14 protein-coding genes and 7 tRNA genes are annotated in these 16,237 nt (G+C 69.2%); 11 read left to right on the top strand and 10 right to left on the bottom strand.

All coding sequences use genetic code 11. The features are described from left to right. Positions 1 to 390: 390 nt before the first annotated feature. From AB0I12_RS14290 to AB0I12_RS14275, 4 genes are all read right to left on the bottom strand, one after another. Positions 391 to 462: transfer RNA gene (locus AB0I12_RS14290), tRNA-Val, on the bottom strand. 24 nt (positions 463 to 486) lie between these two features. Then, positions 487 to 557 (bottom strand) — tRNA-Cys (locus AB0I12_RS14285). 49 nt (positions 558 to 606) lie between these two features. Beyond that, positions 607 to 679: transfer RNA gene (locus tag AB0I12_RS14280), tRNA-Gly, on the bottom strand. Positions 680 to 837: 158 nt separating this feature from the next. After that, positions 838 to 1,713 (bottom strand): sigma-70 family RNA polymerase sigma factor, encoded by an 876-nt coding sequence (locus tag AB0I12_RS14275; RefSeq protein WP_359929136.1) that lies wholly within the window; start codon positions 1,711 to 1,713, stop codon positions 838 to 840. A 93-nt stretch (positions 1,714 to 1,806) separates the two neighbouring features. Between AB0I12_RS14275 and AB0I12_RS14270 the strand changes: the two genes are divergently transcribed. Both AB0I12_RS14270 and AB0I12_RS14265 read left to right on the top strand, forming a co-directional pair. Further along, positions 1,807 to 2,247, top strand: a complete 441-nt coding sequence (locus tag AB0I12_RS14270) for a pyridoxamine 5'-phosphate oxidase family protein (protein ID WP_359929134.1) — start codon at positions 1,807 to 1,809, stop codon at positions 2,245 to 2,247. Positions 2,248 to 2,274: 27 nt separating this feature from the next. Continuing rightward, entirely contained in the window at positions 2,275 to 3,255 is a 981-nt protein-coding gene (locus AB0I12_RS14265) for a serine hydrolase domain-containing protein (RefSeq protein WP_359929132.1), read from the top strand. A 772-nt stretch (positions 3,256 to 4,027) separates the two neighbouring features. On the opposite strand, the gene AB0I12_RS14260 is transcribed toward AB0I12_RS14265, so the two are convergent. Next, positions 4,028 to 4,099 (bottom strand) — tRNA-Val (locus AB0I12_RS14260). 121 nt (positions 4,100 to 4,220) lie between these two features. Between AB0I12_RS14260 and AB0I12_RS14255 the strand changes: the two genes are divergently transcribed. Then, positions 4,221 to 4,787, top strand: coding sequence for a CGNR zinc finger domain-containing protein (locus AB0I12_RS14255; protein WP_359929130.1), 567 nt, complete (start codon positions 4,221 to 4,223; stop codon positions 4,785 to 4,787). A 74-nt stretch (positions 4,788 to 4,861) separates the two neighbouring features. Here the strand turns inward: AB0I12_RS14255 and AB0I12_RS14250 are convergent, their stop codons facing one another. Further along, the gene (locus AB0I12_RS14250) at positions 4,862 to 5,680 is read right to left on the bottom strand and encodes an aminotransferase class IV (RefSeq protein WP_359929128.1); all 819 of its coding nucleotides are present in this window, start codon (positions 5,678 to 5,680) and stop codon (positions 4,862 to 4,864) included. A gap of 174 nt (positions 5,681 to 5,854) precedes the next feature. Between AB0I12_RS14250 and AB0I12_RS14245 the strand changes: the two genes are divergently transcribed. The 3 genes from AB0I12_RS14245 (at position 5,855) to AB0I12_RS14235 (ending at position 6,130) form a co-directional block, all read left to right on the top strand. After that, positions 5,855 to 5,927, top strand: a tRNA-Gly gene (locus tag AB0I12_RS14245). Positions 5,928 to 5,959: 32 nt separating this feature from the next. After that, positions 5,960 to 6,030: transfer RNA gene (locus tag AB0I12_RS14240), tRNA-Cys, on the top strand. Between the two features lie 25 nt (positions 6,031 to 6,055). Then, a tRNA-Val gene (locus AB0I12_RS14235) sits at positions 6,056 to 6,130 on the top strand. A gap of 102 nt (positions 6,131 to 6,232) precedes the next feature. On the opposite strand, the gene AB0I12_RS14230 is transcribed toward AB0I12_RS14235, so the two are convergent. Beyond that, positions 6,233 to 6,874, bottom strand: coding sequence for a hypothetical protein (locus tag AB0I12_RS14230; RefSeq protein WP_359929126.1), 642 nt, complete (start codon positions 6,872 to 6,874; stop codon positions 6,233 to 6,235). Between the two features lie 398 nt (positions 6,875 to 7,272). Here AB0I12_RS14230 and AB0I12_RS14225 point away from each other — a divergent pair, with 398 nt between their 5' ends. Beyond that, positions 7,273 to 8,241, top strand: coding sequence for a zinc-binding dehydrogenase (locus AB0I12_RS14225; RefSeq protein WP_359929124.1), 969 nt, complete (start codon positions 7,273 to 7,275; stop codon positions 8,239 to 8,241). Here AB0I12_RS14225 and AB0I12_RS14220 read toward each other — a convergent pair. The 3 genes from AB0I12_RS14220 to AB0I12_RS14210 are packed head-to-tail and all read right to left on the bottom strand — an operon-like array spanning position 8,238 to position 11,066. After that, positions 8,238 to 8,840 (bottom strand): SUMF1/EgtB/PvdO family nonheme iron enzyme, encoded by a 603-nt coding sequence (locus tag AB0I12_RS14220; protein ID WP_359929122.1) that lies wholly within the window; start codon positions 8,838 to 8,840, stop codon positions 8,238 to 8,240. The genes AB0I12_RS14225 and AB0I12_RS14220 overlap by 4 nt on opposite strands. A gap of 18 nt (positions 8,841 to 8,858) precedes the next feature. Next, positions 8,859 to 10,322: a glycosyltransferase family 39 protein gene (locus tag AB0I12_RS14215; protein WP_359929120.1), complete on the bottom strand. Its 1,464-nt coding sequence runs from the start codon at positions 10,320 to 10,322 to the stop codon at positions 8,859 to 8,861. Positions 10,323 to 10,358: 36 nt separating this feature from the next. After that, positions 10,359 to 11,066 carry an SDR family NAD(P)-dependent oxidoreductase gene (locus tag AB0I12_RS14210; RefSeq protein WP_359929118.1) on the bottom strand — a complete coding sequence of 236 codons (708 nt, stop codon included), beginning with the start codon at positions 11,064 to 11,066 and terminating at the stop codon, positions 10,359 to 10,361. Between the two features lie 83 nt (positions 11,067 to 11,149). Between AB0I12_RS14210 and AB0I12_RS14205 the strand changes: the two genes are divergently transcribed. The 4 genes from AB0I12_RS14205 to AB0I12_RS14190 all read left to right on the top strand — a co-directional run bounded on the left by AB0I12_RS14205 (position 11,150) and on the right by AB0I12_RS14190 (position 16,232). After that, positions 11,150 to 12,223: a GntR family transcriptional regulator gene (locus tag AB0I12_RS14205; RefSeq protein ID WP_359929116.1), complete on the top strand. Its 1,074-nt coding sequence runs from the start codon at positions 11,150 to 11,152 to the stop codon at positions 12,221 to 12,223. Between the two features lie 47 nt (positions 12,224 to 12,270). Continuing rightward, positions 12,271 to 13,827 carry a histidine kinase gene (locus tag AB0I12_RS14200; protein ID WP_359929114.1) on the top strand — a complete coding sequence of 519 codons (1,557 nt, stop codon included), beginning with the start codon at positions 12,271 to 12,273 and terminating at the stop codon, positions 13,825 to 13,827. Continuing rightward, positions 13,824 to 14,489 (top strand): response regulator transcription factor, encoded by a 666-nt coding sequence (locus AB0I12_RS14195; protein WP_359929112.1) that lies wholly within the window; start codon positions 13,824 to 13,826, stop codon positions 14,487 to 14,489. Before AB0I12_RS14200 ends, AB0I12_RS14195 begins: the two co-directional genes overlap by 4 nt. Positions 14,490 to 14,660: 171 nt before the next feature. After that, positions 14,661 to 16,232, top strand: a complete 1,572-nt coding sequence (locus AB0I12_RS14190; RefSeq protein ID WP_359929110.1) for an AAA family ATPase — start codon at positions 14,661 to 14,663, stop codon at positions 16,230 to 16,232. Positions 16,233 to 16,237: the final 5 nt, after the last annotated feature.

Raw genomic sequence — 16,237 nt, 5'->3', positions numbered from 1 at the left:
TCTGCCGCCGTGCCGAACCCGAGCGGGTGAGTTGGCCGCCGAACCCGGGCACTGCCGCCGTGCCGAACCCGAGCGGGTGAGTTGGCCGCCGAACCCGGGCACTGCCGCCGTGCCGAACCCGAGCGGGTGAGTTGGCCGCCGAACCCGACCACTGCCGCCGTGCCGAACCCGAGCGGGTGAGTCGACCGCCCAACCCGACCACTGCCGCCGTACCCAACGCACGCGGGTGAGCTGACCGCCCAACCCAAACCACCGCCGCCGAGCGAAGCGACGGCGCAGGGGGTGCGGGTGGCCGAGCCCCCGCCGGCGGCAAGCGAAGCGCAGCCGCACAACACGACGAAGGCGACCCGGTCCACGCTCTCCGCGGACACGAGTCGCCTATCGACTTCGTGGACGATACTGGGATCGAACCAGTGACCTCTTCCGTGTCAGGGAAGCGCGCTACCGCTGCGCCAATCGTCCGTCTGGAACCCGATGAGGTTCTCGAGGTGGAGACGGGATTCGAACCCGTGTACACGGCTTTGCAGGCCGTTGCCTCGCCTCTCGGCCACTCCACCACTGAGGCCTTTTCCCTTGTGAGGACGGTGGCCTGCCGAACCCTCTCCGAGCGGACGACCGGGTTCGAACCGGCGACCTCAACCTTGGCAAGGTTGCGCTCTACCAACTGAGCTACGTCCGCGCTTCGCTCCGGGGCGTTTCCGCTCGGTGCGAGAGCAGAACAGTAGCGCACTTTCCGTCCGGACAAAAACCGGATTCCGCTGTGTCGCGACGAGCGCGAGGAGTGCCCCATCCGTCACACGAGTCCCATCTGTTCTGTCCACTCGCCACGCCGCCGGATCACCCCTTCAAGGTCACCAGATCGACGCTTTCCAGGTACTCCGTGTCGCCTCGGAGATCGATCGCCGCGACACGCCCGTCGGCCACGGTGAAAGAGAACACAATCAGCGGTTCGCCCCGTCGCATCCACACCAGCCCGGGCCAGCCGTCGACGAGCACCAGCTTCGCCGCCGCGGCCCGCCCGGAGAACTCGTGTGCGACACGCTCCGCGCCCGCGAGCACCTCCGCCGCCGGCCCGCCGTACGCCGCGGCGCCCGCATCCGCGCGGACGACGACCTCCGGATCGAGCACCCGCAACAGTCCCGAGAAGTCGGCGCCCCGGGCCGCGGCGAGGAACGCGGTGACGACCTCTTTCTGTCGCTGTACGTCGACCTCGGCCGGCTCCGGCGTACCGCGGACGCGCCGTCGCGCCCGGCTGGCGATCTGCCGCGCGGCGGCCGGCGACTTCCCGATGATCGGCGCGATGTCCTCGAACGGCACCGCGAAAAGGTCGTGCAGCACGAACGCGAGCCGCTCGGCCGGCGACAGCGTCTCGAGCACGACGAGCAACGCCAGCCCGACCGAATCCGCCTGTACTGCTTCGAGTTCAGGATCCGGTACGACGTCGTCCGCGAGCCCCGGCGCGTGATCGCCGACCGGCAGCTCGGGTCGCCCGCGCCGCGCACGCAGCATGTCGAGACAGATCCGCCCGACCACGGTGGTCAGCCAGCCGCCCAGGTTGTCGATCGTCGCGCTGTCGCTGCGGCTGAGCCGGATCCAGGTTTCCTGGACCGCGTCCTCGGCCTCCGGCTCGGACCCGAGGATCCGGTACGCGACGGCCCGCAGCCGGTCCCGGTTCTGCTCGAACCGCGTCGCCAGCCACTCGTCCCCGCTCATCGCGACCACATCCTTCACCTGTCACACTGACCGGCCGAGCGCCGTCAGATGATTGACGGACCACGAGCACAACATGTGACAGAGGAGCGAGCGATGACGGCAGCACCCCGCCCGTTGGACGTGCGCAAGCAGGACACCTTGGCCCGTCTCGAGCAGGACGTCGACGCCTGGGTGTCCACCGCTTCGCCGGACGGCACGCCGTACCTGATGCCGCTCTCGTTCCTGTGGAGCGACGGGACGCTGCTGCTGTCGACCGCGCGGACCAACCCGACCGGGCGCAACCTGCTGGCGAACCCCGTCGTACAGCTGGCGCTGGGGGAGGTGCGCGACGTGATCCATGTGACCGGCACCGTCGAGGTCGTCGAGCCGTCGGACGCCGAGGGCCAGGCGTTCGCCGAGAAGGCCGGCTTCGACCCGCGGCCGCTGGGCAACTACCCGTTCTTCCGCGTGACGCCGACGCGGATCCAGGCCTGGCGTGAGGTCAACGAACTCAAGGACCGCGCGTTGATGGACGACGGCGCTTGGGTCGTGTGAGCCACGGGCCCGGGTTAGTCTCCGGTCATGGCGCAGGGGGACATCGACAGGATCGCTGAGCAGACCGGGTTCTCGGGGGTGGTCTGGACAGACCGAGGAGGCCAGGTCGAGTTCGCGAAGGCCTATGGGCTGGCGAACCGCGCTTACCGCGTTCCCAACTCGCTGGACACCAGGTTCGGCATCGCCAGCGGGAGCAAGGGATTCACCGCCCTCGCGGTGCTGTCATTGGTGGAAGACGGCGTGCTGGAGTTGAGTACGACCGCGCGATCCCTGCTCGGCAAGGATCTGCCGCTGATCGCGGACGACGTCACTGTCGAACATCTGCTCACGCACACCTCCGGTATCGGCGACTACCTGGACGAGGAGGCCGACACCGAGATCACCGAGTATGTGATCGGCGCGGCGCACGAGCTGACTACCACCGAGGCTTTCCTGCCCCTGCTGGACCGGCATCCGACCAAGTTTCGTGCCGGTGAGCGGTTCGGCTACTGCAACGGCGGCTTCGTGGTCCTTGCCCTGCTCGCGGAACGGGTCAGCGGCGTCGGGTACCACGAGCTGGTCCGGGAGCGCGTGCTCGGCCCAGCCGGCATGACCAGGACCGAGTTCCTCCGCTCCGACGAGCTACCCGCCGACGCGGCCGTGGGGTATCTGCCGCTGGACGGAGTGGATCGGTCGAACGTGTTCCACCTGCCGGTGCTGGCCAACGGCGACGGAGGCATCCACACCACCGCGGCCGACATGTCCACGTTCTGGCGCGCGTTTTTTGCCGGCGAGATCGTGGATCGCGTCGAAGACGTCGTACGGCCGCGTTGCGCCGTACCCGAGGACGCGCGGCGCTACGGTCTCGGCTTCTGGCTGCACGAAAGCACCGACACGGTAATGCTGATCGGGGCAGACGCCGGCGCCTCGTTCAAGTCCACGCACGACCCACGGACCGGCAGGACCTGCACCGTGCTGTCCAACACCTCACCCGGCGCCTGGCCGATCGTCCGCGCTCTGACGGCCTGAGGGCCCCCTGGCGGGCTGCGGTCGATTGATGCCGCCGTACATCAAGACCTTGGTCTGGGTCTGCACCGAGTACTTCGGCTACTACTCGCAGAACGGTGGGGCCTTCGGTTCGACCCTGGAGGAACTCCTCACCGGAGCCGCTCCTGGGGCCGGCAGCGGAACCGAGTCCTCCTGCGGTACCAGCACTGGCCAGGGACTGGGCAGACTTCGGGGCATAGCCACAGCTGACGATCACCTGGGCGCATCCGAACGGAACCTTCGGATACTTCGGGTCCGGCTAGTCGAGCGTCTCCGCCGTCCGACCCGCACAGACAAGCTGACTGCCCGACCTGACGAGTGGGCTCGAGAGGCAAGGCAACCCCACCCATTTGACCGCCCACCTGACAACCGCGGGCGAGAGGCGCGGCGAACCCGACCTCTGCAGGTGAGCTGACTGCCCAACCTCATCCACCAGGGGCGAGCCCGGCGAACCAGAGCTCCGCAGGTGAGCGCACTGCTCAGCGGGCGCAGCGCCGCCGAGTGGAGCGGCGAACCTCAACCCCCGCAGGTGAGCTGACTGCCCAGCGCTGCCAACCCGGTGAGTGTCTCGGCGAATTCAACCCACGCAGGTGAGCTGGCCGCCCAACCCCAACCACCGCCGCCGAGCGCAGCGACGGCACAGGGGATGCGGGTGGCGGAGCCCCCGCCGGCGGCAAGCGAAGCGCAGCCGCACAAAACGACGGAGGCGACGCGGCTCGCGCATTCCGCGAGCACACGCCGCCTATCGATTTCGTGGGCGATACTGGGTTCGAACCAGTGACCTCTTCGGTGTGAACGAAGCGCGCTACCACTGCGCCAATCGCCCGAGGTGGTGCTGATGTTTCTTATGTGGTGTTGCGGGTGAAACCATAGCGCATGATGAAGCGACGATCTAATCGGGCCGGGCTACTCTTGCTGCAGGACGGAGATCCCGTCGCGTTGGAGACGTGATTGTGACTTTCTCGCACGACACCGAGCAGGCGCTCGGGACGCTGGTCCGGCTCGTCAACACCATGCCCGGACCGAACAGTCAGGTCGACTCGCTGGAGACCCTGGAGGATCTGGAGAAGTTCGTCCAGGAACGGGAGTTCAGCGCTGTCGACATGCTGACGGAGAAGGACCTGGCCGAGGTCCGGGACCTGCGCCCGCTGTTCGCGCCGGTGTTCACCACGGATTCCGACGCGTCCGCGGCGACGATGATCAACGCGATCATCGCGCGTGGGACGTCGACTCCGCGGCTGACCAACCACGACGGGCACCCGTGGCACATCCACTACTCCCGCGACGGCGCGTCGCTGGCCTGCCGGATCACAGTGGAGTGCGGGATCGCGCTCGCCCAGGTGATCTCCGCGGGTGAACGCGAACGCCTGCGCCGCTGCGAGGCGCCGGACTGCGACGACGCCTTGATCGACCTGTCGCGCAACCGTTCGAAGCGGTACTGCGACGCCAGGACGTGCGGCAACCGCTTGCACGTCGCGGCGTACCGCGAGCGCCGCAAGGCCTCCGGCGAGTAACTCGGGAACGAACGCCGGCCTGGGGAGGATTGTCCGCCCGATCAGGGACGAATTCCTCCCCAGGCCGGCGTCTGTCAGGGGTTGGGGTTCTCCGCGGAGCGTTCCGCGAAGATCTTCGCGACCTGCGCGGTGATGGTGCCGGGCGCCGGCAGGTCGCGGTCGTCGACACGCTGGATGCCCTGGACGTCACGAGTTGTCGATGTGAGGAAGATCTCCTCGGCCTCGAACAGCCGCTCCAGCGGCACGTCGCGCTCGACGCCGCCGAACCACTCCAGCACGAGCGCGCGCGTCACGCCGGCCAGTGCACCCGATGCGAGCGTCGGCGTGACCAGCTCACCGTCGTACACGCAGAAGATGTTCGAGCCGGTGCCCTCGCTGAGGTTGCCGATCGTGTTCGCGAAGATCGCTTCACTGCCGCCGCGTTCCTTCGCGTACGCGAGCGCGCGGACGTTCTCGGCGTACGACGTGGTCTTCAGACCGGCCACCGCGCTGCGCTCGTTGCGTACCCACGGCACGGTCACGATCGCCGACACCGGCGACGGGCGCTTGATCTCCTGCGTCGCGACCAGCACGGTCGGCCCCGACGTACCGCGGTCCGACGACAGCGGCGAGACCCCGCCGGTGTACGTGATCCGCAGCCGGCCGAACGGGATCCCCGGATCGGCCTCGACCACGGCGTCGATCCCCGCCTCGATCGCCGCGACGTCCGGCGCCGGGAGGCCGAGCCCGACCGCCGAACGGACCAGCCGGTCGAGATGCCGCCGGACCGCGAACGGGCGGCCGCTCTCGATCTTGATCGTCTCGAAGACGCCGTCGCCGGTGGTCAGCCCGTGGTCCAGCGGCGAGACCGTCGCCTCGTCGTCCAGCAAGGCGCCGTTGAGCCAGATACGCATGTGGTGCTCCTTCCGGGAATCACCTTAGTGCGCAGGTGATCCGGGGCCGCGAGGCAGTCCGGAGGTGAGCAGTTGATGACCGTACGTCGACCTGTGGGGGACCCCGGTTTTTGAACTGGGGCGGAGATGGGCTAATGTTCTTCTCGCGCCGGGGACATCGAAACCGGGCGCAATGCGGACGTAGCTCAGTTGGTAGAGCGCAACCTTGCCAAGGTTGAGGTCGCCGGTTCGAACCCGGTCGTCCGCTCGGAGAGGGTTCGGCAGGCCAGCTTTCTCAGTGGTGGAGTGGCCGAGAGGCGAGGCAACGGCCTGCAAAGCCGTGTACACGGGTTCGAATCCCGTCTCCACCTCGAGAACCTCAATCAGGTTCCAGACGGACGATTGGCGCAGCGGTAGCGCGCTTCCCTGACACGGAAGAGGTCACTGGTTCGATCCCAGTATCGTCCACCAAATTTCAAAGGCAGGCAGACAGGGCCCCTCCCGGTGATCTGGGAGGGGTCTTTCGTTGCGTGGCCACTGGGCGCGTGTCTTCACTTCCGGCGTCCGCCCGGATCACGTCGTCCAGATCGCCGAGTCGTACTCGAAACCGGGCGTGAACTCGAAGACGATGTCCTTGGGATTCGAGACCCCGAAGGCGACCTTGTACCGCGCCTGCCGGCCGTCGAGGATCTTCGTGTCCGGTGAGCCGTTGATGCCGTGGGCCGAGTCGAAGATCTCGTCACCCTCGACGTCGCCACTCTGAACGGTGGCAGTGGCCGTCGAAGGATCGAACGCCTTGCCGGACCTGTTCACGATCGTGATCGTGAACTGAACAGCGTGCTTGAAGCTCTCGCCGCCGAATCCGGTATCTGACCGCCGGTATACCTTCGGCGCGGACACAGTTGCGGAGATGCCGTTCTCCCAGGTGAACGCCTTGCCGAACGTGACGGTGGTTTCAGAGGTGGACGGTTCGTCGGTCGGCGCCGGCGTCTCGCTGGTAGGTGCCGAGGTCGCTGTCGACTCGGGAAGTGCGTTGGTGCCCGTCGGTTGCGTATCAGCCGGATTGCCTGCCACCCCGCCACACGCCACCAGGCCAATGACAACCATTCCGGATACCAGTGCCGTGAGGATGCTCCGCCTCACTTGATCGTTCCGCCGCGGATGCTGCTGAGACATGCTCGTGTCCCCCCTCCCCGTAATGCGGTCTGCCCGCACTGAGCTGAACCGCGAGATCCGGGCTCCTCTCCTCGTGAGGGAACACGGAGTGTTACCTACTTCGTGTGTAGGTGGGAGCCGAACGGCGACCAAGGGCTGTCAGGCCCGGCGACGCTGGTCGAAAGTCCCGGGACCTCGACCTTGGGGTGTGCCAGGTCGACAGGACGTGTGTGGTCATTTCGCGGGGGTTGGGCGGTGGCTGAGCGTGGCGAGAAGGGCTGGGCGGCGAGACGTCCTGTCGAGGTTGCTCGCGAGGGGCTGGACGCCGGACTCGATCGGCCAGTGGGCGGACTTCACGAACGGCAGGCTGGCGAAACCGGCCGGATGCCGAGATCTTGTTTGATGAGCAGCGAACAGATGTATGATCACGATCAAACAGATAGAGGGATGGTGAGATCGTGCGGGCGTTGGAGCAGCCTTCGTTGGACGGGCCCGGGGTGATGCGGGTCGTGGACGTTCCGGTGCCGGTGGTGGGGCCGGATGAGGTGCTCGTGAAGGTTGGTGCCGCCGGCGTGAACTTCGCCGACGTGATGCAGACCCGGGGCACGTACGACGGCGGTCCCAAGCCGCCGTACGTCGCGGGCTTCGAGGCCGCAGGCACCGTCGTCGCCCTGGGCGAGGACGTGACGCGGGTGGCTGTAGGAGACCACGTCATCGGCACAGGCCCCGGGGCGTTTGCGGAGTACATGGTGATGGCAGCGGACGCTGTCGTGCCTGTGCCGGCCGGGCGGAGTGATGAGGAAGCGCTCGGGCTTGTGCTCAACTGGGCCACCGCGCTTGTGTCGCTCCGTCTGGGGCAGCTCCGCGCGGGTGACTTTGTGCTGATCCATGCGGCGGCTGGTGGTGTCGGGCAGGCTGCGGTGCGGATCGCGAGGTACTACGGTGCGAGCGTCATCGCGACCGCGTCCGCCGCGAAGCACGACGTCGTACGGCGGCTTGGCGCGGATCATGTCATCGACTACCGGAACGCGGATCTGGTCGCCGAGGTGGGAAGGCTGACGGACGGACGCGGCGCCGACATCGTGCTCGAATCAGTCGGCGGTGACACGTTTGGGCAGAGCGTCGAGGTCGCGCGCCGGGTGACGGGGAAGGTTGTCGTGATCGGGGCCGCGGCGGGCGAAGCCTCGATCAGCAACCGGGAGCTCAACTTCCGGCACCCGGTGCACGTGATCGGCCAGCACCTGACCACCACGATCCGGCACGCGCCGGAGCTGTTCGCGAAGGTCCTCGCAGAGCTCGACGAGCTGATCGAGGCCGGCGTCTACCCACCCGGCCGCCCGACCGTCTACGACCTCGCCGACGGCCCGAAGGCGCTGAGCGAACTCGAGGCCCGCGCCACCGTCGGCAAACTCGCACTCAGGCCCTAGGCCCTGTCGACGATCGACTGCGCGACCCGGAAGCCCAGGTCCTCGATCGCGAATGTCGGGTGTGACCGGCGGCGGACGGTGGAGCCGATCGAGCGGTCTTCGTCGGCGAAGCCGCCGCCGCGGAAGATCCGGTACGAGCCGTAGGTCTCCGGGTCGTACAGGTCCCAGCACCACTCCCACACGTTGCCGAGCATGTCGTGGAACCCCCACGCGTTCGGCGCGCGCAGGCCGACCGGATGCGGGTGTCCGCCGGAGTTCGCGGCGTACCAGGCGATCTCGTCGAGTGGCCCGTAGCGATAGCCGGGCGTGCCGGCGGTGCACGCGTACTGCCATTCGGCCTCGGTGGGCAGGCGGTAGCCGGGCGAGGACCGATCCCACGCGACCTGCTCGCCGTCGATCGCATAGGCGAGCGGCAACCCGGCGTCCGCCGACATCTGGTTGCACAAGGCAACGGCGTCGTACCAGCTCACGCCGGTGAGCGGCACGCCGTCCCGCGCGACCGGGTACGGGGCGAGCCGGAAGGCCGGCAGATCCACAGGCCAGCGCCTGCCCACCCGGTCGTCGCGCAGGAACAGCAATCCAGCTGGTACGTCGAGCATCCCGCAACCGTAAGCGGATCAGTAGAACTGCCGGACCTTCGGCCACAACGTGGACCAGGCCTCGGCGGGTGCGGAGCACAGGACGAGCGCGGTCCCGTCCTCGTCGTTCGCCACGATGCTGTCGATCGTGCCGACCTGCTCGCAGTCCCGGAAGTACGACTCGAAGGTCGGCGTCCGTTCGAGCTCGACGAGGAGGACCGGGCCGGTGTTGGTGTCCGGTGGTCGCGCCCAATCCCAGAAACTCATGTGCGCGGAGTACGGCGACGGCAGCCCGTGCGCGGGCCCGTAGCGCACGAGTGCACCGGCCTCGCCGTAGTTCCCGGTGAACAGCGTCGCCGTCGATCGCTCACCAACAGGGATCCGATCCCAGACGTCGGCGACGGACGCGGCGAAGGCCGGCCAGCCGATCTGCTCGCCTTGCTCCTTGTTCACCGGGATGACGTAGTCCGCGGCCGACGCGGGCAGCACCGGAAGGGTGAACACGGCGGAGGTCAGCGCGGTCAGCGTCAGACCGACGACAGCGACACCGCGGTGCCGACCGATCCAGCGAAGCGTCGGCTCACAACCAGCCGCCACAAGCACCAGCAGCAGCGGCAGCGCGTAGTACGACTTGCCCCCGGCCGCGAGGACGATGACGCACAGCACCGGGTAGGCGAGGGCGACGGCCCGCGCCCACGGCAGCTCACGCCAGATCCGGCGGAACCCGGCGATCCAGACCGGGACCAGGAACGGTGACAGCTGCAGGATCTGGAGTGGGACGAACATGATCCGGTTCTCGGTGCCGTCGTCCTCGCTGATGCCGCCGGCCACCTTGAGCTGCGGCCAGTCGTGCTGGAACTGCCACAGCACGTTGGGCAGGGCGATCAGCCCTGCGACGGCCACACCTGCGAGGACCCACCAGGAACGCAGTACGCCGCGCGGACCGACGATCAGCAGCGACACGAACAGGGCGCCGATCGGCAGCACGACGAGGTACTTGTTCTCCAGCGCGATCCCGGCCGTCAGGCCGAGCGCGAGCCACCAACGGCCGTCGCCCGTCCGCAGCAGCTTCACGGCGAACAGACCGATCAGCATCCAGGCGAGCAGGTCGTACGTCGCGGTGGACACGAGATGCCCGACGCCGAGGACGAAGCCGGAGACGGCGGCGCAGACCGCGGCCAGGATCTGCCCGCGTCGCTCGCTGCCGAACTCGCGGGCGATCAGCGCGACGACCACGATCGTCGCGACGGTGCTCACCGTCGACACCACCCGCAGCCCCATCACGGTGTCACCGAAGACCGCGGTCGAGACGCGCGCGATGAACGGGGTCAGCGGCGGCTGGTCGACGTACCCCCAACTGAGGTGCCGGCCGGCGACCATGAAGTACAGCTCGTCGCGGTGGTAGCCGTAGCGCCCGGACAGCGCGGTCAGCACCGCACCGACGATCAGCGCAACGGTCGTCACGGGCCGGGCCGCGAATGCGGCCACCGGAGGGCGCGTCATGACGGAATGGTGCCAGCCGCAGGGGTTAGCCACCACCTAGTTCAACCACCGGGGCTCCGACTCGCGTTCCAGCAGGACGACCCGACCGGCGAGCGAGTCGTCCGCCACGAAATCGACCACCGCGTCGGTGACCGCCTCGAGTGGGACCAGCGCCTGGCCGCGCTCGGCCGGCGGGAGTGCCGCGCGCTCGCGGATCCCGCGTGGCGTGGCGACCCAGTCGGGGACCACGCAGTTCACCCGGACGCCGTCGAGGTCGGGCAACGTGGTCGTGAAGCGGATCAAGGCCGCCTTCGCCGCGCCGTACTCAGGGGACACGTGCTGCCCGAAGCCCACCCCAGCCGTGGAGCCGACATTCACCACGGCGCCGCCGCCCGCCGCCCGCATCCCCGGGATCGCCAGCTGGGTGGTCAGCATCGGAGCGCGGAGATTCACGTCCAGCGCCGCTGTCCAGCGCTCGACCGAGGCCTCCGGGAAGCACGGCCGCAGCACCGCGCCGCCGCCGGCGTTGTTGACCAGGATCTGCGGCCGGCACGCCATCAGCTCGCGCACGGCGTCGTCGTCGCGCACGTCGACCTGGACGAACCGCGCCGTCGGCCCGATCAGCGCGCGGGTCTCCTCGCCGCCTGCCGCATCGAGGTCGGCGACCACGACCGACGCGCCCGCGGCGCCCAGCCGGGCGGCGATCGCCCGGCCGATCCCGACGGCGGCTCCGGTGACCACTGCAGTCTTGCCTGCGATGTCCATGGTCAGCACGGTGCCACCGCCCACCGACAGTTCCCGTGGATGATTGGATATGTCAACCGGACAAGTCATGAGGGGGAGGCGCTGTGGCACTGCTGTACGAGCGGATCTGTGATCACGTGCTGGAGCAGCTCCGCCGCGGCACGTTGCGGCCGGGCGACCGGGTGCCGTCGGAGATGGAGCTCGCCGCGCAGTTCGCGGTCAGCCGGATCACCTCCAAGCGTGCGCTGGAGGTGCTGCGGGAAGCCGGCCTGGTCGAGCGTGTCCGCGGCAAGGGCACGTTCGTCGTACCCCGGCTGCCCGACCTCACCGAGCTGACCGTCCCGCTCCGGTCGAACCCACGGCGCGAGACGCTCTCGATCGCCTACATCGTGCCGTCGATGTCGGAGGCGTTCGGGCTGGACCTCCTCAACACCATCGAGGAGCGCTGCGCGGAGCAGGGCGCCCATCTGGTGATCCGGCGGACGCACGGGCGTCAGACCGACGAGGAGAAGGCCGTCGACTCGCTGGTGGCCACGGTGGACGGTCTGATCGTGTTCCCGGTGTACGGCGACTTCTACAACGCCAGCCTGCTCCGGCAGGTGCTGGACGGCTTCCCGGTCGTGCTGGTCGACCGCCAGTTGTCCGGTATCCCGGTGTCCGCCGTACTGACGGACAACGTCGCCGCCGCTCGGGCGCTGACGCAGCGGCTGCTGACCCAGGGACATGAACACATCGCGTTCGTCTCGCCGCCGCCGGTGAACACGTCCTCGATCGAGGAGCGGCTGGAGGGCTTCCGCTCTGCCTTCGGCGACCGTGGCCGTCCGTACGAGCTGACCGACCTGCGCAGCACGCTGCCCGGTTCGACGACCACCGAGAGCGTCCGGGCGGACATGGACACCATCCGGGCGTTCCGCGAGCAGCGGCCCGAGGTGACGGCGTACTTCGCCTGTGAGTACAACCTGGCCCGCATGGTCGACAGGGCACTGGGCGGTGATCGGGTGGTCGCGTGTTTCGACTCGCCGGGCGACTCCATCGGCGGACCGCCGTACTTGCACGTGCGCCAGAACCAGACGGAAATGGGCCGCCTCGCCGTGGACCTCCTGCTGGCCCAGTTGCGCGGCGAACCGGTGCCGACGCTGTCTTACGTACCGTTCGAGCTGATCGACGCCGAGACCTGACTTTCGGCAGTACGGCGGGCGTGCTGCGACTGTGTAGCGTCTACGCCATGAAGTGGCGGCGCCTGGGGGACGCGGGTCTGTGGGCCGCGCTGAGCCTTCTCGTGCTCGCGGAGAGCGGCGCGCGCCACGATCCGTACTGGTTTCGGGCCGCCTGCCTCGCTGTTCTGGCGTTCGCTGTCTTCGGCCGGCGGAAGTGGCCGCTGGTCGCTCTGTGCGTCGTGGCGTGGACGGAAATCGTCGTGCTCGCCTTCGCGCTCGGTACGACGAACGGCGTCCAGATCGCGCTGGTACCGGCGATCAGTCTCCTGAGCTATCTGGCCGGGCGCAGGGAGACACAGCTCAAGCACTTCGTCCTGCTCTGCAGCTGGTCGCTGCTCGGGATGCTGGTGCTTGCACTGACGATGCGTAGGGGAGCGCAGGCAACAGAGGCGATCCTGACCTGGCTGATGCTGCTCCTGCTCGCACTGCTCCTGGTTGTGCTGCCTTGGTTGATGGGCCGGTACCGGGCGCAGCAGGCCTTGCTGGCGTCGGCCGGCTGGGAGCGGGCCGAGCGGATCGAGCGCGAACAGCAGATGGAGATCGACCAGGAGCGGCTGCGCGAGCGGTCCCGGATCGCCGAGGACATGCACGATTCGGTCGGTCACGAGCTCAGCCTGATCGCGCTGCGCGCGGCCGCCCTCGAGCTCGACCCGTCGCTCCCGGAGGAGCACCGGCGGGCCGCGGGTGAGCTCCGCGAGTCGGCGGCGACCGCCACGGAGCGACTGGGCGAGATCGTCGGCGTACTGAGGGACCAGGACGCACCGACCGTGCCGCACGACGAGACGGTGCGTGCGTTGGTGGACAGGGCGGCAGCGTCCGGTCTGGCGGTGCGGCTGACAGAGGAGATCGACGGCGTACTGGCGCCGATGGTCGACCGCGCCGTACACCGCGTGGTCCAGGAATCGCTGACGAACGCGAGCAAACACGCACCTGGCGCGGCCGTGACCGTCAGCGTGACGACGCACGAGGACGACGTACGGGTGGCGGTGGTGGACACCGGTGCGACCCAGGTAGTGGCCGCGCCGTCAGGTGGGCGTGGGCTCGACGGGCTGCGTGAGCGGGTCCGGCTGGCCGGCGGTTCGCTCGCGGCGGGACCGCGTCCGGGTGGTGGGTTCGAGGTCAGTGCCACGATGCCCCGCGCCGGCGGCCGACCGGAGCCACCCACTGCGGCGGTGGAGCGTGCCACGGTACGGCGTAGCGCACAGCGTGGCCTCATCACCGCGATTGCCGCGCCCGTCCTGCTGGGCGCCGTCGTCGGTGCGGTTGCCCTTGGCTACTACCTCGTCGCCGGCTACAGCGCGATCCTGCGTCCGGCGCAGTACGACGCACTCACCGTCGGCCAGTCAGAGGCGGACGTCGCGAAGCTGCTGCCACGGATGCAGATGATCGACCCGCCGGGGGAGAGCTACCACGCTCCGGTCGGATGGAGCTGCCGGTACTACCGCCCGGCGGCCCCATTCTCCGCCAATTACGTCTACCGCTTGTGTTTCGCCGACGGCGCATTGGTCGCCAAGGCCGTCGTACAGAGCGGATCTGTTCCACCGACACCGGAAGGCAATCGATGATCAGGGTGATGCTCGCCGACGACGAGGCGATGGTGCGGGCCGGGGTCCGCGCGATCCTCGGCACCGACGACGAGATCGAGGTCGTCGCCGAAGCGGCCGACGGCGTCGAGGCCGTCGAAGCGGTACGGCGGCACCGGCCGGACGTCGCCGTGCTCGACATCCGGATGCCGCGGATGGACGGACTCGCCGCCGGCGCGGAGATCCGGCGGACCGTACCGGAGACGGCGGTCGTCGTCCTCACCACGTTCTCGGAGGACGCCTACATCGCCCGCGCGCTCGGCGACGGCGCGAGCGGCTTCCTGCTCAAGTCGGGCGATCCGCGCGAACTCATCGCCGGGCTGAAGGCGGTCGCCGACGGCGCCGCGTACCTGTCTCCCAAGGTCGCGCAGCGGGTGATCGCCGAGCTGAGCGCCGGCGCGGGCGGCGGCGCGATGGCGCGGGCGGCGGCCGCCAAGGAGCAGGTCAGTACCTTGACTCCGCGCGAGCTCGAGGTGCTCGGACTGCTCGGTGCCGGAATGTCGAACGCCGAGATCGCGGCGCGGCTGTTCCTGGTCGAGGGGACCGTGAAGGCGTACGTCAGCGCGATCCTGTTGCGGCTGCGGGTGAAGAACCGGGTCCAGGCCGCGATCGTCGCCTACGAAGCCGGGCTGGTCACGGGCTGACGCACAGTGGGGTACTGGTGCGGAACCGTCACCGGACGCTCCGGGTCGTGACGTTGTGAGGACACCCGGTCATGGGATAGTGGACCCTCCCGGGGGCCCTCACATCCTCCGGGCCACCCAGCAAGCCTCAGGGGCCACCCGCCCCCTCTCACAGAATCGGGGATCCAGGTCGTGACCGACTCGCACACCTCCGGACAGCACAAGGACCGGGAAGCGGCGGCGGCCGAGGTCCGGAGAATGTGGCAGCCGACCCCCTCCTGGACCCAGCCGGACCCGAACCAGTCGCCGGACGCCGACCAGGTCGAGGAGACCGACGAGCAGGAGGACGCGCTCTCGCGGACCGACTCGTGGGGAGTGGCTCCGAAGCCCGTGGACCAGCCGGCGCCGTGGACGCAGCCGCAGAGCCAGCCCGCGCCGTCCTGGACCCAGCCGGCCGCCGAGTCCGGTGCGGCGTCGTGGAGCCAGCCCGAGGAGCAGGACGACGAGTTGGCTGTCGACGGCGAGGCGGCGTCGACCGGGGCAGCCGACAGCGCTGCTCCGGAGACGGGCCAGAGCACCCCGGTGTTCGGGGGTTCCTCGTTCCACGGCTCCGGGCACGACGACCAGGGCGGTCAGCCGCAGGGCGGTCAGCCGCAGGGTGGCCAGCTCCCGCAGGGGCCGGCGCAGCACGCCGCCGGTCAAGCCGGTCAGCCTGGTCAGCCCGCTCAGCCTGTCCAACACGGCCAGCCCGGTCAGCCGCTGTCGCAGGCCGCTCAGCAGTTCTTCCCGCAGGGCGTCCCCGGTCAGCAAGCGCAGCAGCCGCCGCAGAACCTGTCGTACCGTGCCGACGAGCTGATCCAGGCGTTGCCGTTGCCGCGGGAGGCTCCGGCCGAGCGCGGTATGCGCAGCGTGCTGAAGCTGCGGCCCGGTAGCTCGGAGCGTTCCGAGCGGATCGCGCGGGCGACCGCCGCGACGGCCTTCCGGCGTCCGGTGACGATCGTCGTGGCGAACCCGAAGGGCGGCTCGGGCAAGACGCCGACCACGCTGCTGCTGTCCGGTGCGCTCGGGCAGGCGCGCGGCGGCGGGGTCGTGGCCTGGGACAACAACGAGCTGCGCGGCAACATGCACCTGCGCACCCACGACACGAACTCGCGGTCCACCGTCACGGACATGCTGCAGGCGATGCCGATGCTGACCCAGCCGGACGCGCGGCTCGGGGACGTCGCGGCGTACCTGCGGCACCAGGTCGCCGGTCAGTACGACGTGCTGACGTCCGCGACCACGACGTACGCGCAGATCGAGGCCAAGGACTTCGACCAGATCCACCGCCTGCTGAGCCGGTTCTACAAGGTGCTCGTGATCGACACCGGCAACAACGAGGGCTCCAGCAACTGGCGCGAGGCGATGAAGGCGGCCGACGCCCTCGTCATCCCGATCAAGTGGAAGAGCCTGTCCTGCGCGGCCGCCGTACAGATGCTGGAGGAGCTCGACAACCAGGGCCCGGAGGCGCAGCGGCTGATCCGCCGCGCGATCATCGCGGTCTCGAACGGTCCCGGCGACGTGAACAAGGAGGTCGAGAAGCAGCTCCGGCCGTACTTCGAGTCCCGCGCCGCCGCCGTCGTCGACATCCCGACCGACATGCACATCGCCGCCGAGGGACCGCTCGACCACTCCGCGCTGCAGCCCGGCACCCGCCGCGCGGCGCTCGATCTGGCCGCCAGGGCGTCCGAGCAGATCACGATCGCGCTGAACACCCCGCGCTGAGCGGG

This window comes from Kribbella sp. NPDC050459, from assembly GCF_040655315.1.
Classification (GTDB): Bacteria; Actinomycetota; Actinomycetes; order Propionibacteriales; family Kribbellaceae; genus Kribbella.
The sequence above is the reverse complement of the archived record's forward strand: the minus strand, read 5'-3'. Positions and strand labels throughout refer to the sequence as shown.

Excerpts from the sequence above, each read along its gene's own strand:
- AB0I12_RS14210 (WP_359929118.1), bottom strand. The coding sequence starts at position 11,066 with ATGGACATCGCAGGCAAGACTGCAGTGGTCACCGGAGCCGCCGTCGGG.
- AB0I12_RS14215 (WP_359929120.1), bottom strand. The coding sequence starts at position 10,322 with ATGACGCGCCCTCCGGTGGCCGCATTCGCGGCCCGGCCCGTGACGACC.
- AB0I12_RS14265 (WP_359929132.1), top strand. The coding sequence starts at position 2,275 with ATGGCGCAGGGGGACATCGACAGGATCGCTGAGCAGACCGGGTTCTCG.
- AB0I12_RS14250 (WP_359929128.1), bottom strand. The coding sequence starts at position 5,680 with ATGCGTATCTGGCTCAACGGCGCCTTGCTGGACGACGAGGCGACGGTC.
- AB0I12_RS14275 (WP_359929136.1), bottom strand. The coding sequence starts at position 1,713 with ATGAGCGGGGACGAGTGGCTGGCGACGCGGTTCGAGCAGAACCGGGAC.
- AB0I12_RS14220 (WP_359929122.1), bottom strand. The coding sequence starts at position 8,840 with ATGCTCGACGTACCAGCTGGATTGCTGTTCCTGCGCGACGACCGGGTG.
- AB0I12_RS14200 (WP_359929114.1), top strand. The coding sequence starts at position 12,271 with ATGAAGTGGCGGCGCCTGGGGGACGCGGGTCTGTGGGCCGCGCTGAGC.
- AB0I12_RS14195 (WP_359929112.1), top strand. The coding sequence starts at position 13,824 with ATGATCAGGGTGATGCTCGCCGACGACGAGGCGATGGTGCGGGCCGGG.
- AB0I12_RS14270 (WP_359929134.1), top strand. The coding sequence starts at position 1,807 with ATGACGGCAGCACCCCGCCCGTTGGACGTGCGCAAGCAGGACACCTTG.